This is a genomic window from Thermacetogenium phaeum DSM 12270, from assembly GCF_000305935.1.
Taxonomy (GTDB): Bacteria; Bacillota; DSM-12270; order Thermacetogeniales; family Thermacetogeniaceae; genus Thermacetogenium; species Thermacetogenium phaeum.
Genome location: NC_018870.1, coordinates 369,291 through 393,153 on the forward strand (window position 1 = coordinate 369,291; position 23,863 = coordinate 393,153).

The following is a 23,863-nucleotide window of genomic DNA, read 5'->3' on the forward strand; positions in this document are numbered from 1 at the left end:
CTGTTCCTGCCGGGCTGCCGCCCGGCCTTGCTACGCCGGCACTCCGACCTTCTCCCTGCCTTCCACGAGCTGTTTGCAGAGTTCGGTGGCCGAGGCGGCATCGGGGGCGTATCCATCTGCTCCGATCTCGTCCGCAAACTCCTGGGTGATGGGGGCGCCTCCGATGATCACCTTGACCTTATCCTTAAGTCCCGCTTCTTTCAGGGCGTCGATCGTTTCTTTCATGTTCATCATGGTGGTGGTCAGGAGGGCGGACATGGCCACGATGTCGGGCCGGTATTCCTTCACGGCCTCCACGAACTTCGCCGGCTCGATGTCCACGCCCAGATTGTAGACCGTGAAGCCGCTGCTCTCCATCATCATGGCTACCAGGTTTTTGCCGATGTCGTGCAGGTCGCCCCTGACGGTTCCGATCACGACTTTCCCCAGCGAGGGCATGTCGAAGGCCTGCTGCTTCTCTTTGACCACTTCCACTCCGGCGTTCATCGCCTTGGCCGACATCAGGACCTCCGGTACGAACATCTCGTTGTTTTTGAAGAGCACCCCGACGCGGTCCATCCCGGTGATGAGCCCTTTGTTGATCACGTCTAAGGGATCCACTCCGCTGTCGAGCAGGCTCTTCGTGACCTCCACTACCCGAGCCTCGTCACCTTCCAATACTGCCTGAGAAAGATCTTCAAAACCGGCCATACCAACAACTCCTCCTTTTATTTTGATTATTTGGTCGGCCCGTTGTCCCCGGGCCCGCTGCCCCCATCCGCAGACTTGGGGGCAGGAATGCCTCGGTATCAATCACGCCTGTACAGGCCGCGACGGTGGGCTTTTAAGTAGTCTGTGCAGAAGGGGTCCTTCCCCAGCAGCGCCTTGGATGCGTAGAAGAAGCCCATCATCTCCCTGTCCAGGGGGTCCAAGATGTAGGAATCCATTCCGACGGTCATCAGCTGCACCATGAAGGCCTGATTGAGGACGCGCCTGTTCGGCAGCCCGAAGCTGACGTTGCTGAGCCCGCAGATGATGTGGACGCCGGGGAAGTTCTCCCTGATGAAGCCGACGGCTGCGATCAGTTCGGCCCCTGCCTGGTCGCTGGTGCTGATCGGCTTCACCAAGGGGTCGATGTAGATGTCTTCCCTTTCGATCCCGGCGGCGGTCAGGTCTTCCACCAGCTTCCTGACGATCTCGATCCTCTTCTCGGCCGTCGAGGGTATGCCCTCTTCGTCCATGCAGAGGGCGACCACCTTGGCCTTGAAGTTTTTGACGATAGGCAGGACCGCCTCGAACCTGTCCGGCTCCGCCGTGATGGAGTTCAGCATCGGACGCCCCTTCGTCGCCAGCTTCAGCCCCGCCTCCAGCGCCTCGGGATTGGGGCTGTCGATGCATAAGGGGACGTTCACGGCCTCCCTCACGATGTTGGCCAGCCAGGCCATGGTCTCCGGCTCGTTGTGGATCAGGGTTCCGCAGTTGACGTCGATGTAGTCTGCTCCCGCCTCCGCCTGCCTGACGGCGATGTCGCGGATGTAAGCGGCATCGCCCCTTTCGATGGCCTCCTTAATCGGTTTGCGGCTGGTGTTGATCAACTCTCCTACAATAAGCATACCAGGTTACCTCCCAAAACCGTTTGGATCAAATCCGTCTTTTCTTGCGAAGGGAATTGTGGTAAACTCGAAGTATAATTCGTGTCCGATCGGGCGCTTATACTTTTGAAGGCCTTTGAAGATGCATCTCCACTGTGCCTGCCCTACCTCGAATTTTACGCGGCCGCAGCAATAAGATCATTTTAAAAAGGCATTAATTTGTGACCAAATTATGTGGACTTGTTGTGTATAATTTATATCGTTTAGTCGGCATGAAGGTCACTTCAGGACTTCCGGCAAGAGATGCCGTCGAGGAGAAGGGCACGGCCGCGTCGGATTGCCGTCTCCTTTTGCACTTCACGGTCTGCGGGACGATTGGCGGGGAAATCGAGAGGAAGGCCGGTGATACCTTGAGCAGCCGCACGCGGGTATTCCACCAAATTATTTCTGCCATCCTGGAGGGAGAGGCAAACGGCGTGATCAGCTCGATTAACTCCGGGCTGCAGATGGGCATGAGCGCCGAAGAGATTCTGGAGGAAGCCCTGATACCGGCGACCATCCAGACCCTGGACAGGTTCCAGGGAGCGGATTTCTACATCCCCGACGTTATAAACGCCTCCCACGCCATCGAGGCCGGTCTGCTCGCCTTAAAGCCCTACACCAAAAGGAACCCTCAGAAGCGGAAGAAGATCGTCATCGGCACAGTTGCGGGGGATATCCACGACATCGGCAAGAACCTGGTTGCCCTCTCCCTGGAGTACGCCGGCTTTGAGGTCGTCGACTTGGGTGTCAACGTTTCCCGGGCGGAGTTCGTAAGGGCGGTGGAATGGCACCGCCCGGAGATCCTGGGGCTGTCGGCGCTGCTGACGACCACGATGGGGGAGATGGCCGGGGTGATCGAAGCTCTGGAGAAGAGCCATCTGCGCCGGAGGGTCAAAGTGATGGTGGGGGGAGGGCCTGTGACGAGGGAGTTTGCGGAGTCGATCGGGGCGGACGCCTACGGGAGTTCGGCCCGGGAGGCCATCAGCATCGCCCGCTCCCTGGTGTCGGGTGGTGAGGGGTGAAAAGAAGGCTTTGGGGGTGCTTAGAAAAGCCGCAAAAAGTTGACGGGCCCGGTGGAAAAGCCCGGGCCCGTCTGTTTATCTCAGGGGAGAGAAGTTCCTTTTTCTGTACTCGTTGGGGCTCATGCCGGTGATTTTTTTGAAGATTCTGCAGAAGTAGCTGCGATCTTTGAATCCGGTCTGCACGGCGATCGACTCGATGGTGAGGTCCTGTTGCCGGAGCAGGTGTTTCGCCTGCTCAACCCGCACCCTGTTGATGTGTTCGGTGAGGGAGCAGCCCATCCTTTTTTTGAACAGCTGCCCCAGATACGCCGGACTGATGTATGCTGCTTTGGCGATTTCTCTGACGGAAAGGTTCGGCGAGCTGTAGTTTTTGTCGATGTAGTCGACGACCCTCTTGATGAGGTCATCCCTCTCGCCGGAGTTCTTTTTCGCCATCAGGGCGATGAAGGCATTTCCCACCGAGAGGAGCCAGAGGACGGCCTTTTCCACGGTGTCGGCGTCGTCTATCTCCTTCAGCTTGAGGTCGCTTAGGCGGATCGCTTCCCCGAATTTGACGCCGTTTTCCGTCGACATGCGGGTGAGCATGCTTAGGAACTCCAGACTGCGCCCCTTGATCACTTCCAGCTGCCCCTTGCTCTGGACGAAGATCTGCAGAATGAGCTGTTCCAGTAGCTTCTTCGCCGCTTCGATGTCCGCTCTTCTGATCTCGGCAAAGAGCCGGCTTCCCAGGTTGACCATGTCCTGTGCCGCTCTGCCCTTGACGCTGCCCGCTCCGGCATCCTTCTGCTTCTTATTTTCTCCCCAAATCCAGGAGCTGACCTTCCGCAGCTTCTGCTGAAAGTCGAAGATCTCCGTTCCGCTCTGGGCTACGTAGCCGGTGAGGATGAAGACCAGATCGGCTGCCGCCTGGATTTCCAGCGGGGAGACCGGCCTCACGGCGTTGAAGGCATGCAGCAGAGCTTCGGGGTCCTGTCCTATCTCGCAGGCCAGGTTCCGGATCCTGTCGGCACAGAGTTCGGTAGGCTGCCACATCAACACCTGGCCGCAGATGAAGTTCCCGATGTGGTTCCCCTTGTAGTAAAAGGGGTACGCCCAGGAGATGAGGCCGGCGTGGCACTTGTAGATGTAGGGCTCCTTCCATTTGAGGGCCTGCTCCCCGGCCTGAGCGTAGGATCTCCGGCAGCGCGCCACACCGGAGGGGCTGGATTTGACCAGGCGGCAGAACTCGCAGTCACCGTGCTCAGAGGAGAGGATGCAGTTTCCTTCCAGGTCTGTGATGGCGGAAAACATCTTGGTGGCGTAAGAAAAGGAGTTCAGCAGCCTTTGAAAAAGCTCCTTTTCCAGCTTCTTTTTGAGCTGGAGATCCCCCCTCCCTTTGGTCAGACTCAGTGCCTGCACTTTAAAATCGCCCCCCCAGTGACCGGCAGCGGTTGCGGCGAACCGGTCAGGCTTATTTTTCCGTTTTTTAAGCAGAGTCTGCAGCGTTTATTCCCCCGATCAACTCCTTCGAAACATCTTTGGCAATCGCTTCTCCTCGGTGGCATGAAGACTCTCCTGTCTTTCAGTTTAGGCGAGGACAAATTATCAGTAATTGAACAAAATTTCGACATTGTGTACATTTTTATATTTTTCTGTGTAGATTTTTTATCTCCTGCATCGCTTCTGCCTGAGAATGGGGGAGGAGTGGCCGGAAAAAACAGGCCGGATTGCAAAAATTTATCGGGGAGCCGATAGGGAAAGCGGCTTCGGCCGTAGAAGTTTATCTTGTTGCGGGCAGTGGGAACCGTCGGGCAGGGCGCCTGCGCACGGGCTTATCCGGGGCGTTGGAAGTGCTGCCGCCGCAGGGGAAGGAAGAGGGGTGAAGCTGAGTTTGATGCGGCGCAAGCGGCGGCTTGCCGGTTCCTGGACGGTTTTTGGGAAAGCTGAAGCGCTTTTCTTTGTTTTGTAAGGATTAGGGCAGGTGCGGCTGAGCTTCGGTTAAAGTTTTAAAAAGGCTTAATAGTGCCCCTAAGGGCACCCTGACGACGTAAGGAGGTACTTCGGAAATGCGCATTCTGGTTACAGGCGGAGCCGGTTTTATCGGCTCTCACGTTGTTGACGGCCTGCTGGAGGCAGGGCACGAGGTGGCCGTCGTGGACGACCTGAGCACGGGGAAGAGGGAGAACGTAAACCCGAAGGCGGCCTTCTTCCGAATGGACGTCTGCGACCCGGAGCTGGAGAGGGTTTTCCGGGAGGGAAGGTTCGACTACGTGAATCACCACGCCGCCCAGATCGACGTGCGGCGCTCGGTGGCTGACCCGGCCGCCGACGCCCGGACGAACATCCTGGGGCTGCTGAACGTCCTGGAGCTCTGCCGCAGGTATGGTGTCAGGGGGGTGGTCTTCGCTTCTTCGGGGGGTGTGGTTTACGGGGAGCCCCAGAAGTTTCCGGTGTCGGAGAAGCACCCCAAGGGGCCGCTCTCCCCTTACGGCGTGAGCAAGCTCACCTCCGAGTTTTACCTGGCTTACTACGCCGAAGTGCACGGCCTCCCCTACGTTGCCCTGCGCTACGGGAACGTCTACGGCCCGCGGCAGGACCCCCACGGCGAGGCCGGTGTCGTGGCCATCTTCGGCCTGAAGATGCTGGAAGGGGCATCCCCGGTGATCTACGGGGACGGGGAGCAGCTGCGGGACTACGTCTACGTGGGGGACGTGGTGCGGGCGAACCTGCTGGCCCTGCGGTATCTGTCTGGGGGGCGGGCCAAATGCGGCAGCGGCGGCTGCGCCATCAACGACTTTGCCTTCAACATCGGCACCGGGGTGGGCACCTCGGTCAACCGGCTGTTCGCCCTGCTCAAAGAGCTCACCGGCTTTGCGGGGGAGCCCGGGTACGGCCCCGAGCGCCCCGGTGAGCTGCGCCGCATCTGGCTGGATCCCGCCCGGGCCAGGGCGGAGCTGGGCTGGGAGCCGGAGGTTGAGCTCCGGGACGGCCTGCGCCTTACTGTGGAGCATTTGCAGGGGAGCCGTCGGCCGGTTTAAAGCAGGGCATCCAGGGGGGACGGCTCTTCGCAGAAGGTGTGGACGTTGTAGAGGAAGAGCACGTCCTGGATGCCGCCGGATCGGATCAATGTGCGGACGTCCTCGTCGTAATACCTTAAATCGACCACGTAGATCTCCCGAAAGTGGCCGGTCAGGAACGGTATCAGGCAGTTTGCGTAGGAGTCTTTGACCAGAAGCAGGCGTTTGTCGTTTTCCGCAGCTGTGGTTATTTTGATGAGCGGGTGGTTTCCGTTGAGGAAGACCGCGTATTTGTCCTTTTTGCCGAGGTTTTCCCGGAAGTAAAGGGTAGCGGCAACCCGATTGCCCTCGCAGTAGTGCACCCTGTATCTTTCCGGCACCCGCGGCAGGTAGAGCTCGATGCTGTCCGGCCGCAGGTGGCGGAAGCCGCTTTTGGAGGAGAGGGAGCCGTAGAAGCTGTCGGTGACCTTTTCCACCCGGAAACGGCTCCGGTCGTAGGGGGTGAAGCCCATCACCTCCCCGAGTTTTCTGTAGGCATAGTAAGCCCCCCTCGTCGTCCAGTGGTGGTCGGTCTTATAGTAGATTTCCTCCTTCCTGTGAGAGTAGAGGGTGTCGTAGACGTCGACGTACCCGATTCTCCGGTCAAGGGAGTCCCTGATCTGCTGCAGGCAGCCGAGCTGACCGTCCGTAGGGGCATAGGGGGGGAGCTTTTCCTTCAGGATCTCCACGGAGTTGGGGACCAGCATGAGGTAGACGGGGACCTCCGGCAGGGAGGCGGCAAAGGAGTTGAGGGCGGCCACCCTCTTCTGCAGGATCTCAGGCTGCGGCGCCTTGAAGCCCTGCAGCAGGTAGCCGTCCTTCCCCAGGTAGACGCCGTTGCTGTCCCTCTTTCCCGCCATCCTTTCCAGATCGGTTTTCACCCCTATCCACACGTCCCGCAGGGGGAATTGATCGGCGACGTATTTCTCGTAGTCCCTGGTGAACCGCCCCTCCAGCAGTTTGGCCGGGGAAAAGCGCGGCGCCTGTTCCAGCATCCGGTTCTCCGATGCCGAAAACACCCGGTCGGGGGTCAGCAGGTTGAGAAGGGCGAGACCGCCGATGTACAAGAGGAGCATCAGGGCGGTGCCGTGGTAAATCTCTCTCTGTTTCACGGAGAATTCCTCCCTTGTGAATTGCCGTTAAGAAGGGACTTCCGGTGCCGGAAGCCTTGAAAGGAGCCCGGTTCCGCAGCATGAGTCCAATCCCGACTTCACCGGTGTTTACGTCTTCGCCGCAGGGGAGATTGCCGTTTGCCTGGAAAATAATTTCCCCGCCGCCAATGCTTAAGCAGCCGCACTAAACCTGCCGTCCCCCTTCCTGAAAGTCCCGGGCGGCCACCGGCCGGCCGCCAACACCGGCCCGGATGCCTCTAAAACCGGAAATAGAGGAAGGGGTTATAGCTTTCGTTGACCAGGTAGGCGGTGCAGAGAAAGGCCAGGATCAGGTAGGCCGCGGGGGCGGCTGCCGCGCCGGCCGCCCCCAGCCTCCTCCGGATTTTTAACGCCGCCCTCCCGGGCAGCGGTGTGGCGCAGATGGCCAGCACGAGCAGCAGGATGCCGTTGGTGTACAGGTAGTAGAGGGCGTTCCGATCCCAAAGGTAGGCCGCCCCCGGCCCCAACATGGCCGCCAGAAAACCGGCCGCCCGGGGGATGGTCTCGAACTCGAAGAGCACCCAGCCCACGATGACGACGAACAGCGTGTAGATGTGCCCTACGGCGCGCGGCAGGCCTTCGAGCCGCCGCAGCAGAAAGGTCTTTTCGACGGCCAGAAAGGCCCCGTAGTACAACCCCCAGAGCACGAAATTCCAGCTGGCACCGTGCCAGAGCCCCGTCAGAAACCAGACGATGAGGATGTTTCTGTACTGTTTCAGCATCCCTTTCCTGTTGCCGCCGAGGGGGATGTAGACGTATTCCCGGAACCAGGAGCCCAGGGAGATGTGCCAGCGGCGCCAGAACTCGGTGACCGACCTGGATATGTAGGGGTAGTTGAAGTTTATGGGGAGGTTAAAGCCGAACATCTTTCCCAGCCCGACGGCCATATCCGAGTAGCCGCTGAAGTCGAAGTAGATCTGAAAGGCGAAGGCGGTTATGCCGAGCCAGGACGAGAGCACGGAAAGCTCTCCCGGGGGAGCGGCCTTGACGGTATCCCAGAGCATTCCGATGTTGTTGGCCAGGAGCACCTTCTTCGCCAGTCCGATGAGGAAAATCCCGGCTCCTTCTCCGAACATCTGCAGGGATTCTTTTCTGCCCGCCAGCTGCCCGGCGATTTCACCGTACTTGACTATGGGGCCGGCCACCAGCTGGGGGAACATGGTTATGTAGGTGCCGAAAGAGATGATGTTCCTTTGCACCCGCACCTTTCCCAGGTAGACGTCGATCACGTAGGACATGGTCTGGAAGGTGTAGAAAGAGATCCCCAAGGGGAGCGGGAGATCCGGCAGCGCCAGCTCCAGGCCGCAGAGCGCCTTCAGGTTGTCCGCCAAGAAGCCGGAATACTTAAAGAAGCAGAGTATTCCCAGATCGGCGGCCAGGGCCGCCAGGAAAAGAGCCCGGCGGAGCACCCGCCGCCCCCTGTATCTGTCGATGAGGATGCTCAAGGCATAGTTGGCCGCAGTTGTGAAGGCCATGATCAGGACGTACTTCGGCTCTCCCCAGGAGTAAAAGAGGAGGCTTGCCAGAAGCAAGACAGGGTTGCGGAGAAATCCCGGAGCCAGGTAGTAAGCGAGCAGCGTTAACGGCAAGAAGGAGAAGATGAAGACCAGACTGCTGAAAACCATGCCTTATACCCCTGGAAAAGCCGGACGTTCCTTTACCGGAAGGACTCGTCAAAGGCGGCTGCGATTTTATCGGCGTCCTCCGCGATCGCCAGCAGCAGGCAGCTGCCCCTTGTCTCGAGGACGTGGTGCTCGATTTTGTAATATTCCTGCGGCAGGTAGTCTTTAAAGCGCGCCGCCCTGTCGGCGACCCTTTTTTCCATTTTCTCCTGGACGGCGCCGGCGGCGTCCGGGTCTTTGAGTTTGACGACCAGGATCTCGTCGGCGCTGATGTTCGTCGGCGCGGTGTACAGGGCAAAGCCTTCCAGGTCGGCGGCATCGATGCCGTAGAGCTTCTTCAGGGTGCCTGCGTCCCCCTCTTGCATCCGGGAGAGATCAACGGCCGCTGCGATTCGGGCGACGATCTCTTCAACCGTGGGGTCCGCTGCGGCTTCCTTTTGAGAAGAACAACCCGCCGTCCCTCCCAGGGTGAGCGCCACGATCGCCGCTGCTGCGGCGGCAAGAAGAAGTGTTCTCCGCAAGTGCATCTGCAAGGCCGTCAACCCCTTTTCGAAACGTCTTTTACGCAATTGCTCAACATCTTTCTTTCAACGAACGGCAAGAATGCTCATTCGGCTTGTTCGATCAAGCGGTTCAACCATAATGGGTAAAAATCCCTTTTCAAGTGAATGCCGTCGGGTTCGTGGAGATCCCGACCGGCCTCCCTGATGAGCGGGGTCAGATCGAGGTAACCCACTCCCCTCGAGGCGGCCAGCTTCTTCAGGGAGGCGTTCAGCCTCTCGATGCGGGAGCCGTTCAGGTAAGGCCTCTCCACCTGCGCCTGTGGGGAAACCGGGAGCAGGGACTGGACGTAGATCCTGGCCTGCGGCACCCTCGTTTGCAGTGCCCGGAGCAGTTCTTCGTAATCCTCCAGGAACTCTTCATCGGTGACCGTGGGCGAGATGTCGTTGGTGCCGAACAGCAGGAAGACCCTTTCCGGGTTTGCTCCGGCCACCCTGTCTAGCTGTTTTCCGGCCTTCGCCAGGGTGAGCCCGAGTTCGGCGATGACGTTGGCTTCGTCCAGGTACTCGTAAAAGGAGAGCCCCTCCGTAATGGAATCACCCATGAACAGATCCCTTTCAAAAACTGTCCGGTAGTCGACTCTCCCGCTGCCGGTGGGGGGCGCCGTCTCCTTCCCGTTGGGGGAAGGTGGTGCCTCTGCAACCTTCCCCTGCTCTCCGTCCCCCACGGCCTTTTTCGCTCCTGCCGGAGGGGGCTCTTCTCCTTGCCCGGAGATCACCGCCGGTTCCTCCTTTTGAGCGCTGTTTTCGGAACCGGCGTAGGCGGGGGTGCTTGGGGGTAGGGGGCCGTCCGGTTTCCAAGGGTATCTGCCGGCTGCCGCAGCCGCCGCGGCAATGACGGCCGGGATCAGCAGGGTAAGGAGGAGCCCCCGGGGGTTGAGTGTTGCCCATTTTTTTCTCGTTTTGCCCGTCATGCTTCTTCGGCGCTCCTTTGTGATTTGCGGACACCCGGCGGCCGCTGCCGGGATCAAGAAAGGTGGAATAATGACGAGAAATGGCATTCACTTATCTTTACGATCAAGTATACTACAACGTTACAGAAAAGCTGATGAGATAAAAAAATAAATAATAAAATTACAGTAATGTTATAAATAGTGGATCAACGGCGGGGCTTTTACCCGCCGGTTGCTGGTCGCCCGGCGCAGCGGGGGCGTTTATTGACGATGGGAGGACTTTCGGAACGGAGAAAAGAGGAGATATTTCATAAAATTTTCCTTAATCCTGCCGTCTCCTCCTGAATATTGATTAATTTGAGAATCACGAGGGGAAAATAAACCAGAATCGGTTTCGCTTCCAAGAGGCAGCGGGTTTATAATAAAGTCAAAGAAAGTCAAAAGGTCAAGATACGTCAAAGAATTGTCAATTGTCGCTGGATGTTCCGGTTGGGATATTCCGGTTCGGCTTGAACAGGGGTGACTGCTGAAGTGGAGAACAAGCCCTTGGTGAATGCGATTGAGTCTTATCTCAAGTCCCTGTTGAGCAAAAGCTCCGACGGCTGGATTGAGGTGCGCAGGAAGGAGATCGCCGAGCTTTTCGACTGCGTTCCCTCCCAGATCACTTACGTGCTCAACACCCGCTTCAGCGTGCGCCGCGGCTACCTGGTGGAGAGCAGGCGCGGGGGCGGAGGTTACGTCAAGATCCGCAGCCTGTTTGCGGCGCCGGAGAAGCTGCCGGAGCCGGACGGCGCCGTGGAGGCGGATGATGCCGCCGGAGGTGCACGGCAGGCACTCTTGTCCCTGGCCCGCCAGGGGGCTTTCACCAGGAGGGAGTTCCTGATCCTGAGCGCCGTCCTCGAGGTGCTGGAGGAGGGGCTTTCCGGGAAAAGGGGAGGGGAGCTGTTTCTCCGGGTCTTGAGGCGGCTGGCCGCAGAGGGCTTTTTTTAAGAGAGGGGTGATTTTTCTATGATGTTCTGTCAGGAGTGTCAGAAGAGACCGGCGACGGTGCACGTGACCAGGATCGTCAATAACGTCAAAACCGAGCTCCACCTGTGTCAGGAGTGCGCCAAGCACCACGAGGGGCTCGCTTTCAGCTTCAACTTTGAGCCCAATTTTTCCATCCATAAGTTCCTGGCCGGCCTGCTGGGGGGTTCTCCGCTGGAGATGGCTCCGCTGCAGAGCCCCGGCTGCCCGAACTGCGGTTTGAGCTTGGCGCGGTTCGGAGAGATCGGGAGGTTCGGCTGCAGCCGTTGTTATCAGGCCTTCGGCGACGGCCTGGAACCGCTTTTGCGCCGCCTTCAGGGGGCGAGCCGGCATGCAGGGAAGGTGCCCCGCAGGGTCGGCGGCAAGCTGGGCGTGCGGAGGGAGATCGAGAAGCTCCGCGAGGAGCTGCAGCAGGCGATCCGCCAGGAGGCCTACGAGAGGGCGGCGGAGCTGCGCGACCGCATCCGCTCCCTGGAGCAGGGCCTGGAGTGATCCCTGAAAGGAGAGGTGGAGAAGATGTCGATAGAAAATGCCCTTAAAAATCCCTACACCAAGTGGATGGAGGGAAAGGGCCCCTACGCCAGCATCGTCATCAGCAGCCGCGTGCGGCTCGCCCGCAACCTGGTGGATTACCCCTTCCCCCACGTCCAGAACAGGGATGCGGGGAAGAAGGTGGCCTTTCTGGTGCGGGACGCCGTCCTCGACCCCCGGTTCCGGCAGCAGGTGGGGGGTGTGGACTTCGTCTTCTTAAACGAGCTCTCACCCCTCGACCGCATGGTGCTGGTGGAGAAGCACCTGATCAGCCCCCAGCACGCCGCGGAGGAGGGGCCGGAGCGGGGGCTGGCCCTGAGCGATGACGAGGCGGTGAGCATCATGGTCAACGAGGAGGATCACCTGCGCATCCAGGTGCTCTTCCCCGCCCTTCAGCTGGAGGAGGCCTGGGAACTGGCGAGCGGCGTTGACGACGCCCTGGAGAGCAGGCTGGAGTACGCCTTCGATGAGAGGTACGGCTACCTCACCTGCTGTCCCACCAACGTGGGGACGGGGCTCAGGGCCTCGGTGATGGTGCACCTGCCGGCAGTTGCCATGACCAACCAGGCCAACAGGCTGTTTACCGCCCTCTCCAAACTGGGCTTCGTGGTGCGGGGGCTCTACGGTGAAGGGACAGAGGCCCGGGGGAACCTCTTCCAGGTCTCCAACCAGATCACCCTGGGGCCGAGCGAGGAGGAGATCATCGGGAACCTGGCCTCGGTCTGCCGCCAGATCATCGAGCAGGAGGAGATGGCGAGGGAGAAGCTCAGGAAGGATGCTCTGACCCAGTTGGAGGATATGGTTTTCAGGTCGTACGGAATCCTTTCCAATGCCTACATCATCAGCTCGGAGGAGGCCATGGTGCACCTTTCCAACGTGCGGCTGGGTTTGGACATGGGGCTGCTGCGCAATGTCAACATCAGGAAGCTCAACGAGCTGCTGGTGGAGATCCGACCGGCCTTTCTCCAGAAGCTAGCCGGTGAGGAGATCGATGCGTTCAAGCGTGATTTTAAGAGAGCGGAGATCATCAGGAGTGCTCTTGCTTAAAGTGTGAAAGGAGGGTGATTTAGCTTATGCTGTACGGAAGGTTTACGGAAAGAGCGCAGAAGGTGCTTTACCTGGCCCAGGACGAGGCCAGGCGCTTAGGACACCCGGCGGTGGGGACGGAACACCTGCTGCTGGGGCTTTTGCGGGAGGGGGAGGGTATTGCCGCCCGGGCGCTGCAGGCCCTGGGGGTAGACCTGGATAAGGTTCGCAAGGAAGTGGAAAAAATCGTGGCCCCCGGTGAAGCCCGGTTGATAGGTGAGGTCGGGCTGACGCCCCGTGCCAAGAAGGTGCTGGAGCTGGCCCAGGAGGAGGGGCGCCGCCAGGGGGTCAGTTACGTGGGCACTGAGCACATCCTGCTCGGGCTGATCCGGGAGGGTGAAGGGGTTGCCGCCCGTATTCTGCTCGCCCAAGGGCTTTCCCTGGACAAGGTGCGGCGCCAGGTGCTGATGCTGCTGGGCGGTATCGGCCCCGTTTCTCCGGGGCACCCGCAGGCGGGGGCGTCCCGGCGTGCCAGCCAGACCCCGACCCTCGACGAACTGGGCCGCGACCTGACCCAGCTCGCCCGGGAGGGGAAGCTCGACCCGGTGATCGGCCGGGAGCAGGAGATCGAGCGGGTGATTCAGGTTCTCTCCCGCCGCACCAAGAACAACCCTTGCCTCATCGGTGAGCCGGGGGTGGGGAAGACGGCCATCGCCGAGGGCCTCGCCCAGCGGATCGTGGAGAACAAGGTGCCGGAGATCCTCGCCGACAAGAGGGTGGTCACGCTGGACATGTCCTCGGTAGTGGCGGGGACCAAGTACCGGGGTGAGTTTGAGGAGAGGCTGCGCAAGGTGATCGATGAGATCCGGAACGCCGGAAACATCATCCTCTTCATCGATGAGGTGCACACCCTGGTGGGGGCCGGGGCCGCCGAGGGGGCGATCGATGCCGCCAACATCCTCAAGCCCGCCCTGGCCAGGGGGGAGCTCCAGTGCATCGGGGCGACGACTCTCGACGAGTACCGCAAGAACATCGAGAAGGATGCCGCACTGGAAAGGCGCTTCCAACCGGTGATGGTCGGTGAGCCTACCGTCGAGGAGACGATCGAGATCTTGAGGGGGCTCCGCGACCGCTACGAGGCGCATCACCGGGTCAAGATCACCGACGGCGCCCTGAAGGCGGCGGCGCGGCTGTCCGACCGCTACATCACCGACCGCTTCCTGCCCGACAAGGCCATCGACCTCATGGACGAGGCGGCTTCCCGGGTGCGCCTCAAGGCCTACACCGCTCCCCCGGCGGTCAAGGAGCTGGAGGAGAAGCTGGAGCGCCTGCAGAAGGAGAAGGAGTCGGCTGTGGTCAGCCAGGAGTTTGAGAAGGCCGCCTCCCTGCGCGACCAGGAGCAGCAGGTGCGGGAGGAACTGGAGAAGATCAAGAGCAACTGGGTGCAGCGCAAGGAGCTCGATCAGTCGATCGTTACCGACGAAGACATCGCGGCGATCATCTCCAGCTGGACGGGAATCCCGGTCAGCAAGCTGCAGGAGGAGGAGTCGGAGCGCCTCCTGCGCATGGAGGAGATCCTGCATCAAAGGGTGATCGGCCAGGACGAAGCCGTCAAGGCGGTTGCCCGGGCGATGCGCAGGTCGCGGGCCGGGCTCAAAGACCCCAAGCGCCCCATTGGGTCCTTCATCTTCCTGGGGCCGACCGGTGTGGGTAAGACCGAACTGGCCCGGGCGCTGGCGGAGGCCCTCTTCGGGGACGAAGAGGCCATGGTGCGGTTTGACATGTCCGAGTATATGGAGAAGCACACCGTCTCCCGGCTGCTGGGAGCGCCTCCCGGCTACGTGGGGTACGAAGAGGCCGGACAGTTGACCGAGGCCGTGCGCAGGCGCCCCTACTCGGTGGTGCTCTTCGACGAGATCGAGAAGGCCCACCCGGACATCTTCCACGTCCTGCTGCAGGTGATGGAGGACGGCAGGCTGACCGATGCCAAGGGGAGGACCGTGGACTTCCGCAACACGGTGATCATCATGACCTCCAACGTGGGTGCCAACCTGATTAAGAGGGAGCACAGGCTCGGCTTCAAGGCCGGGGAGAGGCAGGATGAGCTGGATTACGAGGCTATGAAGGAAAGGATTACCGATGAACTGCGCCGCACCTTCCGGCCCGAGTTCCTGAACAGGGTTGACGAGATCATCGTCTTCCACCCCTTGAACGAGGAGCATATGAAGAAGATCGTCGGCCTCATGCTCAAGAACATCAGCAAGCGCATCGCCGAGTACGGACTGCACCTGGAGTTCACCAAGGAGGCCGAGGAGCTGCTCGTCAAGAAGGGTTACGACCCCACCTTCGGCGCCCGCCCGCTGCGGAGGGTGATCCAGCGCATGGTCGAGGATGAGCTCTCGGAGGAGATGCTGGCCGGGAAGTTCAAGGCCGGGGATGCTGTCCTGGTGGATGCCGGTGAAGATAAGCTGGTCTTCAAACCGAAGGAGCGGGATGCCGTCGGCGGTTAACAGCCGACGGTTGGCCGCTGTCGCCGGCCGTCAGGTGTCGTGAAACAGGTTGACGGCAGGCATGCCTGCTTCCGGAAGATTTTCCGGGGTGGGCTTTATTTTTAATGCGATTTTTGCGTCTTGTCGCCCGGTGTGCTGCTCCGCTTCCGAACCGACCTTAATAAAGAACGATGGTCCGGCAGATGGTGAAGGGCAGCGGGCTTAAGGGATCCGTTGCTGCCCGGGCACGCGGTTCGCGAGTTTAAGCGGCGGGATGCGGAACCGCTTTAGCGGCCGGGGGTGAGGGGCGCTTTTTTATTTGGAGAGCTTTAAGAGGCGGACGGTGAAGTAGAGGGAGGAGAGCATTATGGCTCCGAAAAAGGACCAGAGCCAGACGGGGTTGAGGCCGTTCCGCAGCCCCAGGGCGACCCTGGTGCTCTCGTAGCTTAAATCGGCGCTCATGGCGGCGAGCAGGAATTTAAGAACGAAGAGCCCTTTTATGGTTTCCCCGCGGATGCTTTCGAGCTGTTGCGGGGTCATCTTCTCCAGCCTCTTTTTGGGCAGGTTGATCAGCTTGCGGGGATCGGGGGCCAAAGCAAACCAGCCGTTGAGGGCGGTCATCAGGATATAGGTGCCTGCCAGGATCAGCGGGGCCAGGTAAACGCTGACCGGGCTTTTCGGGCTCCAGGCGTCCGGCGCCCCGGAGGGGCCGAAGTGGGTCGGGATCTGCGCCGGCAGCTCGGCGTAGTGGGCGGCCGGGTACCAGAAGGAGAAGACGATCAGGATGAGTACCACCCACTCCCACCAGAGGGGGTAGTGCTCAGCCAGCTTCTGCCAGATGCCCTTCTGATCCATTTTTTGGTCTCCTTTCCTGCCCTGGGTTTTTGCCGTCCGCTCCGCCTGATGGTGCCCCCGGGGTTTCATCTTGCGCGGCCGTTTCCAGGTTGAGGCTTGCGGCTTTGCCCGGCTTAAGCCGGTCGGGGCCGTTTTTCGGGACCGCCGGGTGCGGCATCACCCGCCGGGGGCCGGTGCCCGGCAGCGCCGTCCGGGGGGTTCTTCACCTTTCGTTGGTCCGGTACTCTTATTCTTACCGGTATCCGGCATCCTGTCAAGGTTCCGGAGGCAGAGGTCTGGTTTACACATACGCCTCGCTCCCGATCTTGCGGTTTAACTCGCCCTGAGACTTGTCGATAGATAAGCAGCCGACCAGCTCCTATGACGGCATCCCTGCCGCAGAGTCGCCTATCTCGACATCCTGTCTCGATTCGGCTGCCGTTTGCTGCTCCTTCGTCAAGGGCGAGTAACAACCTCCGTCAGGTCGCTGCGCTGGCAAGGATAAATCCTTTTTTCGTTCCTCTGTTGGTGCCGCCGGAGACGGTGTGAGGATCTGTCCTGAAAATACTTTCCGGTGTGCCCGGGTGTGCCGGCAGCGGCAGGCGGATTCGTGCCGGAAATCAGGGCCGCGTAGAATTTCAGTAGGCAAAAGAAGGGGAAGGCAAATAAAAAAAGAATGAGACCACGGGGAAATCGGCCGCCGCTGGCCGTATGGTGATCTGCTGCGGTATTATAATAATAATAAAAGGAAAATCTGACAGGAGGATGATCTTCATGGACGCTCTGGAAGCCATTCGTTCAAGGAGGAGCATCAGGAACTATTCCGGGAAGCCGGTGTCCCGGGATCTCGTTAAAAAGCTGCTGGAGGCCGCCATGTGCGCCCCCTCCGCCCACAACCAGCAGCCCTGGCAGTTCGTGGTGATCGAGGAGCGGGAGACCCTCGACAGGATACCTGATTTTCACCCGCACTCCAGGATGCTGAAGACCGCACCGTTGGCCATCCTGGTCTGTGGGGATGGCTCTCTCTTTAAGGATGCCGACTTCTGGCCGCAGGACTGCGCCGCTGCCACCCAGAACGTCCTGCTCGCCGCCCGGGCCTTGGGGCTGGGCACGGTCTGGATGGGGGTGTACCCCAAGGAGAATCTGGTTTCCGGCCTGCGGAGCCTGTTCGGGATACCGCAGAGCGTTATCCCCTTTTCACTCATCGCCGTCGGCTACCCGGCCGAGGAGAAGCCGCCGGTGAGCCGCTACGACGAGGGGAGGGTGCACTGGGGGAAGTGGTGACGGCGCCGGGGAAGCCCCTGTTTTGAGGTTGAATTCCCGGCCGTTCCGACCGCCCCTGCCGCTCCCGGAAGGGGGGTTGCCGGCCCTGAGGGAAAATGTTTATCATGGTGGGGAGGCGTAAAGACAGTCTGCTGTACAATTACTTGAGAGGATGAGTCCATGCGGGAGATCGATGTTGAACTGATTGCCGGAGAGGTCGCCCGGCTGTGCCGTGAGGCCAACTGCGACCTCCCCCCCGATGTGCTGCGAGCGCTGGAGGAAGCCCGGCTGAAGGAGGAATCCCCTCAGGGGCGGCGGATCCTGGAGGAGATCTGCGAGAACGCCGCCATCGCCCGGGAGGAGCGGATTCCTCTCTGTCAGGACACGGGGATAGCCCTGGTCTTTGTAGAGATCGGACAGGAGGTGCACCTGACCGGAGGCTCCCTCAGCGAGGCGATCAACCGCGGCGTCGCCCGGGGCTACCGGGAGGGGTACCTGCGCAAGTCCGTGGTGGCCGATCCCCTGCGCCGCCGGAACACCGGGGACAACACGCCGGCGGTGATCTACTACGACCTGGTTCCCGGCGAGGTTTTGCGGGTCACCGTCATGCCCAAGGGCTTCGGAAGTGAAAACTGCACCTCCTTAGGGATGCTCAAGCCCGCCGATGGCCTGGAGGGTGTGAAGAGGTTCGTCGTGGAGGCCGTCGACCGCGCCGGGCCCAACCCCTGCCCCCCGGTTACGGTGGGGGTGGGGCTCGGGGGCACCGCCGACAGGGCGCTCCTGCTGGCCAAGCGCGCCCTGCTGCGGGAGGTAGGGTCATCCCACCCCGATCCGGAGCTGGCGGCCCTGGAGCGGGAGCTGCTGGAGGAGGTCAACAAGCTGGGGTACGGCCCCGGCGGCTTGGGGGGAAGGGTAACGGCGCTGGCCGTCCACGTCGAGGCGTACCCCACCCACATCGCCGGCCTGCCGGTGGGGGTCTGCATCAACTGCCACGCCGCCCGGCACCGGACCTGGGAGTGGAGGGGTGAGGGGGATGATTGATCTTCTGCGGCTGGAAGTTCCCTTTTCGGATGAGGTGGCCCGGGAGCTGGAGGCCGGGCAGCGCCTGCTGCTCACCGGGGTCATTTTCGGGGCGCGCGACCAGGCGCACCTCCGCTTCGCCACCGCCCTGCAGCGCGGGGAGTCCCTTCCCCTCGACCTGAAGGGGCAGGTGCTCTACTACGTCGGCCCCACACCGGCGCCGCCGGGGCGCCCCTGCGGGGCCGCCGGGCCGACTACCGCCGGGAGGATGGACCGGTATACCCCGCTGCTGCTGGAGTACGGAATTAAGGGTGTGATCGGCAAGGGGAAGAGATCCCCTCAGGTGGTGGCCGCCCTGCAGAAGCACGGGGCGGTTTACCTGGCGGCCACAGGAGGGGCGGGGGCGCTGATCGGACGCTGCATTGAAGAGATGCGGGTTGTCGCCTATCCGGACCTGGGCCCGGAAGCGGTTTACCGCATGGTGGTGCGGAACCTCCCTGTAACCGTGGCCGTCGACAGCAGGGGGCGGAACCTCTACGAAGAGGAGCCGGCCCGCTACCGGCTGAGGTGATTCTGCATTAACCCTATCGGAGGGGACTTGCCGGGGACGGTCCCTTTTGTCCTTTTCGGCCCGCCGCTGCAGGCTTTAAGACCGGCCCGGCAGCGGTCGTTGGCTGCTCGGGAACCGTCCCTTTGACAATTGCTGTCCCTGTGGCCCTTATCCGGTAAAGGGTATGGTCAGCGCGTGGAAGGGTCGACGAACCCCATTACCCGGTGGCGGTGCCCGTCAACCATGTTGGTTTCAAAGGATATGTAATGAGTATGATACCCTCCCGGCAGGGGGACGGCGGGGCCGGTCACTGCGAAATAGGCGTGGGTGTGGCCGTCGTCGAAGGTGGTCATCCCGCGGATGTCGTGGATGTGGCTGCCTTCGGCCGGCTGTGGCGGCCCGGTAACACCGGGGTGCAGGTGGGCGTGCCCCTCGATGCAGCTGGTTCTTCCCCCGTGGCCGTGGACGTGTTCATGATAGTCGAAGCAGGGATAGGAAAGGGAGTCGCACTCCACTGACAACGGTACCTCCTCCTTTCTCCTGGTGGATGTGCTCACCGGCTGCTCACGGATCGCTTCCAGGACCGATCGCGAGCATCCATTACAGGTATAATATGCCAGAAGCAGGGTGGTTGTTAAAAAACGCCCGGCAGAGGACTTTTGTCCGGCCGGGCGTTTCACTTGGCTGATTGGATCGAACCGGATGAAGAGGGAACCCGCAGCGAAGCGCCCAGCCGCACCGGGCAGAGCGGCGCTGAAGGGAGGCAGGATTATGATGAAACAAGTCGAAAAAGAGCAGTATACCACCATGCTGCCATCGGCGGCACCAACAGAGCATGAAAATACCCGACAGTCTGCCGGCGAGCGACCTATGGAAGGCCGGGTAACAGGACAGGCGAAGCGAGGATGACAGGTCGGGATGCGAGTACAGATACCTCTTGACCTGCGATGGAATGGATTTGCGGCGAGGCCAAACGCTGCGTTTGACAGAAGCAGTTCGCAACTTGTTACGCAGCATCCCAGAGCTGTCCCGAAGCGAGCCGTCGTCCTGTCCGGCCTGGAATCGGGAGTCGAGCGGCAGACCGGCAGGGTATGCGGTCTATTTTCATGAGGGGAGGAGGTTTCAACTGAAGCTGGGGTATTTTGGGCGGCAGTCCTGCTCGTTCAGGGCAGGAATCGAAGGTTGAGAATTGCAGAGGAGGTGTTCGTATGATCATTCTCGATTCCGGTTACCGGCAATACGAACTAGATCAGTCCGATATCGTCAACGTCTGGCGAAGATTTATTGACGGCGGAAACGAGAAATCATCCCTTCTGCCCTCAACCCTTCTTTCCTCCTGGAAGAGGTGTTTTGAGTTAAAGGTCGACCCTTTGATGAGCGATCTCGATCTAACTGTCGTCGGCGATTTCGCGAAGAGAATAGAAACCAAAGAATGGCTGTTAAACCTTGCCGCATCTCACATAGCTAAATATTACAAGCTCGCCGAGCAGTCCGATTTTGTTTTCGCCATTTTGGATGAAGATGGCGTAATTCTCGACCTGATCGGTGAGCAAAACAGGGTCAGGCGCCTGGAGGAGGAGTACAGCATAACTCACGGGGTTCCCATTAACGAACGGACTACAGGAACGACGGCAACGTATCTTTCTCTGCTGTCGAACAAGTCGGTACAAACGGTTGGCGCAGAGCATTACATCCGGAGATTTCATCACATCACCGATTCAGCCGCTCCCATTCGGGATGCCCGAGGGAATATCATAGGAGCGCTGTCGATGTCCGCCCAGAATATCGAATACGCGCATCCTCACACCCTTGGGATGGTGACTTCTATTGCAGATTCCATCGCGGTTCATTTGCGCCGCCAGGAAGTGGAGAAAAACCAGGAATTGTTTGAAGGCAGTCTCGACGAAGTAGTCGATAATTTATGCGCCAGAGGGCTTCTGCAGATCGATGAGTGGGGCAGAGCGGAGCGGGTATCCAGACCGCTGGCCGAACTGCTGGGTCTTCCTCCCGAACGCCTGGTTGGTTTGCCGGCGGATGTTGTCGCCAGGCTGGGCGCAGAAAAAATCCCCTTCAGGGGACGTCAAGCCGGCCGGCGCATGATTGCCGCGCCTGATGGCTCACGCAAGCCCGGGAAAGTTGCAGGGGCAATTATTTCCGACAGAGAGGTGCCGGAGAAAAAAGGGAAGAGCAGAAAGGCGAGAAACAGGTTCGGCTTTGAAGATATCGTCGGCAGAAGCAGGCAGCTGCTGAAGGCCGTGGACCTGGCGAAGAAGATAGCCAACAGCACCTCGGCGGTTCTTCTGCTGGGCGAGAGCGGGACCGGCAAGGAGCTGTTCGCCCGGGCGATCCACAACTCAAGCCCGATGAGTGAAGGTCCTTTTGTTTCTGTCAATTGTGCGGCAATCCCCAGGGAGCTGGTGGGGACGGAGCTGTTCGGCTATGAAGAAGGAGCCTTTACAGGAGCGAAAAAAGGCGGTAATGTTGGCAAGTTCGAATTGGCCAACAACGGGACGCTTTTTTTAGATGAAATTGGGGAGATGCCTCTGGAAATACAGGGTTACTTGCTCAGGGCCCTGGAGGAGAAGGCGATTACCAGGATCGGCGGGAATTGCAGCATACCGGTCAACGTAAGGGTCATTGCGGCGACCAACAGGCGGCTGCGGGAGGATGCGTTGGCTGGGCATTTTAGGCTCGATCTCTTCTTCCGGCTTAACGTCTTCACCATTTCCTTGCCCCCGCTCAGGGAGCGGCCGGATGATATACCCTTACTCGTCGATCACTTTATTTCCAAGTTTTCCGCAGCGAGCGGGAAAAACGTCTTGGGGGTCACGCCTGCGGCGATGGAGGCGTTGCGCCGCTATCGGTGGCCGGGCAACGTGCGAGAGCTGAGCAATGTTATCGAAAGGGCCGTCTTTCTGAGCGAGTCTCAGTATATAGACGTCAGCGACCTTCCGGAGGAGATCGTCGGTTGTGACGGTGAGGATGGGGTTCTCACGGTTAAGGATTATGAGAGAATAAAGATAAGCGAACTGCTGAGTAAGTTTAAGGGGAACAAGACCAGAGTTGCTGCAACACTGGGCATTTCCAGGGCATCGCTGTACAGGCGGCTGAAGGAGTATGGAATGATGTGAAGGCCGCAGAGAGGGTGTTCGATTCGTTCATTATGAAACAGTTAGCGGCGATAGAAAGTTTATGAAAGAAGCGCTGAAACGCTCTGCACTGTTGACAGGTGTCCGTTCTGAGACACCTGTCATTTTTATGCCGGCTTTTATCATAAATTGCACAGCCTTGAGAGGCCGTCCTGTTGAGGTTTGAGTGCCGTCGATCTAAAGACCGGTAAAGGCCGGTGTCTGGCACGAACCTTGCTATACACCTGGACGTGAGCCGGACTGGCGCCCTGTGCCCTGTAATGAGCGGAAGTGCCTCTTGAGATGGTGGAAAGGCAGTTCGTTGCGGCTGATTTGCTAGTATTTTTAAAAATTAAGGAGGGTGAATTTGCTTGGCTGACAAGATCGGACGGAGAAGTTTTATCAAGAAGATGGCTGCTGCTGGCGCAACTGTGGTTGGGGCCGGTGTTCTCGCGGGTTGCGGAAAGGGTTCATCGTCCGATTCGAAGATTCCTGCCAATTGGGACAAGGAAGCCGATGTTGTGGTCGTCGGTGGCGGCGGAACCGGTATCGTGGCTGCATTAACCGCCCGCGAGATGGGCTCTTCGGTAGTGGTTTTGGAAAAGGCAGCCGTTGTTGGAGGTTCTACGGCTCTCTCCGGAGGAGTAATCCAGGCTGCGGGGACGAAGTTTCAGAAAGAATTAACAGAATACAAGGACGACACCCCGGAAAAACATTACCAGTATTGGTTGCAGGCTGCAGAGGGGTTGGCGGATCCAGAGCTGGTTAAGGGTATGGCCGATAATGCTCCGGCGAATATCGATTGGCTTGTAAAACAAGGTTTGACCTATGTATCTGTATACGGGGTGGATCCTATCCCCTACGTTGATCCTGAGTTGATGACGGATCGCATCCACGTTCCGGGGGGTGCAGGGAAGGCTGCCAAAGCCGGTACCGGGAAGATCCACGTGGACATTCTTTATAAGCAGGCCAAGAATAAGGGCGCAGAATTCATGCTGGAAACCGAGGTCGGAGAGTTGATCTACGATCCGAAGAAGGGAGTTGTCGGTGTCAGAGCGCAAAAAGGTGGCAAAGAAATCGCCGTTAAAGCTAAAAAAGGGGTGATTCTGGCTACAAGTGGTTTTGATCGCAATAAAGATATGGCTAAGGCCTTGTCCCCGCAACAGTACTGGGCACTGGAGACCGGCCAGGTCTTCACGGCTCCGACGAATACAGGGGACGGTATAAGAATGGCTATGGCCCTGGGTGCGGACCTGGCGGGGGTGGGAGGCACCATCGGGGTACCTTTCTACAATGTCGCCATTGCTCCTCTCTCTACTAATCTGCCTGAAGTTCCGGGAATATATGTTAATAAATACGGTCTGCGGTTCGTTAATGAGGCCACTCACTATGCCTACTGTATGAGGGCAGTCTTTAACCAGGAAGGGCACGAAGCCTGGGCAATCTTCGACGAGGAAACTAAAAACATGGGGGGCGAAGTCATCGGCGGCATATTCAAGCCTTGGAGCCACGACCTCAGCAAGGAAGTTGCCGATGGGACGATAGTCAGGGCCGGCACCATCAGAGAACTGGCCGAAAAGATCGGCGTCAATGCCGACAACCTGGAGTACACCGTCAACAGGTGGAACAGCGACACCGCTAAGGGCAGGGATACCCTGTTCAACAAACAGGTGGGCCTTAAACCGCTGGCCAGGGCACCCTTCTATGCCGCAAAGGTTAAGGAGGGCAACTTAGGCACCTGTGGAGGGCTGAAGATCAATACCAAAGGTCAGGTTGTAAATGTCGATGGGCAGGTTATCCCCAGGCTGTATGCCGGAGGAATGTGTGCCGGTGGCTTTATCGGGCCGTACTATCCGGGCAGCGGTACCGCCATTGCGGCTACCGTATACTTCGGGCGCCTCTGCGCTCAGAACGCCTGCGGGGAGAAGCCCTGGGAGTAGAAGGGGTATCCTTTCTTTGAAGATTCAGCACCTACGGGATGCTCTGCTGAAGTGATGAAAGGGGTAGAGGCGGACTGCCGAAGCCCCTTTCTCTTTGGCCCCTGGTTTGGCGGAGGGCCGTGCCGTTTTGGCAGGAGCCGGCAGTTGGTGCTTTGTGGAT

At 59.6% G+C, this 23,863-nt stretch carries 21 protein-coding genes; 12 read left to right on the forward strand and 9 right to left on the reverse strand.

Annotation, left to right across the window (positions count from 1 at the left end; translation table 11 throughout):
- Window positions 1–30 precede the first annotated feature (30 nt).
- Together TPH_RS01830 and TPH_RS01835 are read right to left on the reverse strand one after the other, a co-directional pair.
- Complete coding sequence (locus TPH_RS01830) at window positions 31–690, reverse strand: cobalamin B12-binding domain-containing protein (RefSeq protein WP_015049525.1); 660 nt, start codon at window positions 688–690, stop codon at window positions 31–33.
- Between the two features lie 98 nt (window positions 691–788).
- Window positions 789–1,592, reverse strand: a complete 804-nt coding sequence (locus tag TPH_RS01835; RefSeq protein ID WP_015049526.1) for a methyltetrahydrofolate cobalamin methyltransferase — start codon at window positions 1,590–1,592, stop codon at window positions 789–791.
- A gap of 224 nt (window positions 1,593–1,816) precedes the next feature.
- Here TPH_RS01835 and TPH_RS01840 point away from each other — a divergent pair, with 224 nt between their 5' ends.
- Window positions 1,817–2,635, forward strand: a complete 819-nt coding sequence (locus tag TPH_RS01840; RefSeq protein WP_236608810.1) for a corrinoid protein — start codon at window positions 1,817–1,819, stop codon at window positions 2,633–2,635.
- A gap of 75 nt (window positions 2,636–2,710) precedes the next feature.
- Here TPH_RS01840 and TPH_RS01845 read toward each other — a convergent pair whose 3' ends face one another.
- A complete protein-coding gene (locus tag TPH_RS01845; RefSeq protein WP_015049528.1) occupies window positions 2,711–4,033 on the reverse strand; it encodes a PocR ligand-binding domain-containing protein in 1,323 nt (440 codons plus the stop codon).
- 647 nt (window positions 4,034–4,680) lie between these two features.
- Between TPH_RS01845 and TPH_RS01850 the strand changes: the two genes are divergently transcribed.
- The gene (locus tag TPH_RS01850; protein WP_015049529.1) at window positions 4,681–5,652 is read left to right on the forward strand and encodes an SDR family oxidoreductase; all 972 of its coding nucleotides are present in this window, start codon (window positions 4,681–4,683) and stop codon (window positions 5,650–5,652) included.
- On the opposite strand, the gene TPH_RS01855 is transcribed toward TPH_RS01850, so the two are convergent.
- The 4 genes from TPH_RS01855 to TPH_RS01870 form a co-directional block, all read right to left on the reverse strand.
- Window positions 5,649–6,782, reverse strand: coding sequence for a DHHW family protein (locus TPH_RS01855; protein ID WP_015049530.1), 1,134 nt, complete (start codon window positions 6,780–6,782; stop codon window positions 5,649–5,651). The two genes, TPH_RS01850 and TPH_RS01855, sit on opposite strands and share 4 nt — an antisense overlap.
- 257 nt (window positions 6,783–7,039) lie before the next feature.
- Window positions 7,040–8,446: an MBOAT family O-acyltransferase gene (locus tag TPH_RS01860; RefSeq protein ID WP_015049531.1), complete on the reverse strand. Its 1,407-nt coding sequence runs from the start codon at window positions 8,444–8,446 to the stop codon at window positions 7,040–7,042.
- Window positions 8,447–8,478: 32 nt separating this feature from the next.
- Complete coding sequence (locus TPH_RS01865; protein WP_148275818.1) at window positions 8,479–9,012, reverse strand: DUF4358 domain-containing protein; 534 nt, start codon at window positions 9,010–9,012, stop codon at window positions 8,479–8,481.
- 38 nt (window positions 9,013–9,050) lie between these two features.
- On the reverse strand, window positions 9,051–9,917 hold the full coding sequence (locus TPH_RS01870) for a GDSL-type esterase/lipase family protein (protein WP_015049533.1): 867 nt from the start codon (window positions 9,915–9,917) through the stop codon (window positions 9,051–9,053).
- 510 nt (window positions 9,918–10,427) lie between these two features.
- Between TPH_RS01870 and TPH_RS01875 the strand changes: the two genes are divergently transcribed.
- The 4 genes from TPH_RS01875 to TPH_RS01890 are packed head-to-tail and all read left to right on the forward strand — an operon-like array spanning window position 10,428 to window position 14,989.
- Window positions 10,428–10,886, forward strand: coding sequence for a CtsR family transcriptional regulator (locus tag TPH_RS01875; protein ID WP_028991156.1), 459 nt, complete (start codon window positions 10,428–10,430; stop codon window positions 10,884–10,886).
- A gap of 18 nt (window positions 10,887–10,904) precedes the next feature.
- Complete coding sequence (locus TPH_RS01880; RefSeq protein ID WP_015049535.1) at window positions 10,905–11,414, forward strand: UvrB/UvrC motif-containing protein; 510 nt, start codon at window positions 10,905–10,907, stop codon at window positions 11,412–11,414.
- Between the two features lie 24 nt (window positions 11,415–11,438).
- On the forward strand, window positions 11,439–12,500 hold the full coding sequence (locus TPH_RS01885; RefSeq protein WP_015049536.1) for a protein arginine kinase: 1,062 nt from the start codon (window positions 11,439–11,441) through the stop codon (window positions 12,498–12,500).
- A 26-nt stretch (window positions 12,501–12,526) separates the two neighbouring features.
- A complete protein-coding gene (locus TPH_RS01890) occupies window positions 12,527–14,989 on the forward strand; it encodes an ATP-dependent Clp protease ATP-binding subunit (RefSeq protein WP_015049537.1) in 2,463 nt (820 codons plus the stop codon).
- A 294-nt stretch (window positions 14,990–15,283) separates the two neighbouring features.
- Here the strand turns inward: TPH_RS01890 and TPH_RS01895 are convergent, their stop codons facing one another.
- A complete protein-coding gene (locus TPH_RS01895) occupies window positions 15,284–15,823 on the reverse strand; it encodes a DUF1648 domain-containing protein (RefSeq protein WP_015049538.1) in 540 nt (179 codons plus the stop codon).
- A gap of 753 nt (window positions 15,824–16,576) precedes the next feature.
- On the opposite strand from TPH_RS01895, the gene TPH_RS01905 reads away from it, so the two are divergent.
- The 3 genes from TPH_RS01905 to TPH_RS01915 all read left to right on the forward strand — a co-directional run bounded on the left by TPH_RS01905 (window position 16,577) and on the right by TPH_RS01915 (window position 18,656).
- A complete protein-coding gene (locus TPH_RS01905; RefSeq protein WP_015049539.1) occupies window positions 16,577–17,086 on the forward strand; it encodes a nitroreductase family protein in 510 nt (169 codons plus the stop codon).
- A 159-nt stretch (window positions 17,087–17,245) separates the two neighbouring features.
- Entirely contained in the window at window positions 17,246–18,106 is an 861-nt protein-coding gene (locus TPH_RS01910) for a fumarate hydratase (protein ID WP_015049540.1), read from the forward strand.
- Window positions 18,099–18,656, forward strand: a complete 558-nt coding sequence (locus tag TPH_RS01915) for a FumA C-terminus/TtdB family hydratase beta subunit (RefSeq protein ID WP_015049541.1) — start codon at window positions 18,099–18,101, stop codon at window positions 18,654–18,656. Before TPH_RS01910 ends, TPH_RS01915 begins: the two co-directional genes overlap by 8 nt.
- A gap of 167 nt (window positions 18,657–18,823) precedes the next feature.
- On the opposite strand, the gene TPH_RS15525 is transcribed toward TPH_RS01915, so the two are convergent.
- Complete coding sequence (locus tag TPH_RS15525; protein WP_236608845.1) at window positions 18,824–19,150, reverse strand: YmaF family protein; 327 nt, start codon at window positions 19,148–19,150, stop codon at window positions 18,824–18,826.
- Window positions 19,151–19,406: 256 nt separating this feature from the next.
- Between TPH_RS15525 and TPH_RS15530 the strand changes: the two genes are divergently transcribed.
- From TPH_RS15530 to TPH_RS01930, 3 genes are all read left to right on the forward strand, one after another.
- Window positions 19,407–19,544 (forward strand): hypothetical protein, encoded by a 138-nt coding sequence (locus tag TPH_RS15530; protein WP_162137332.1) that lies wholly within the window; start codon window positions 19,407–19,409, stop codon window positions 19,542–19,544.
- 299 nt (window positions 19,545–19,843) lie between these two features.
- Entirely contained in the window at window positions 19,844–21,766 is a 1,923-nt protein-coding gene (locus TPH_RS01925; protein WP_015049543.1) for a sigma-54-dependent Fis family transcriptional regulator, read from the forward strand.
- Window positions 21,767–22,134: 368 nt separating this feature from the next.
- Window positions 22,135–23,703 (forward strand): FAD-dependent oxidoreductase, encoded by a 1,569-nt coding sequence (locus tag TPH_RS01930; RefSeq protein WP_015049544.1) that lies wholly within the window; start codon window positions 22,135–22,137, stop codon window positions 23,701–23,703.
- Window positions 23,704–23,863: the final 160 nt, after the last annotated feature.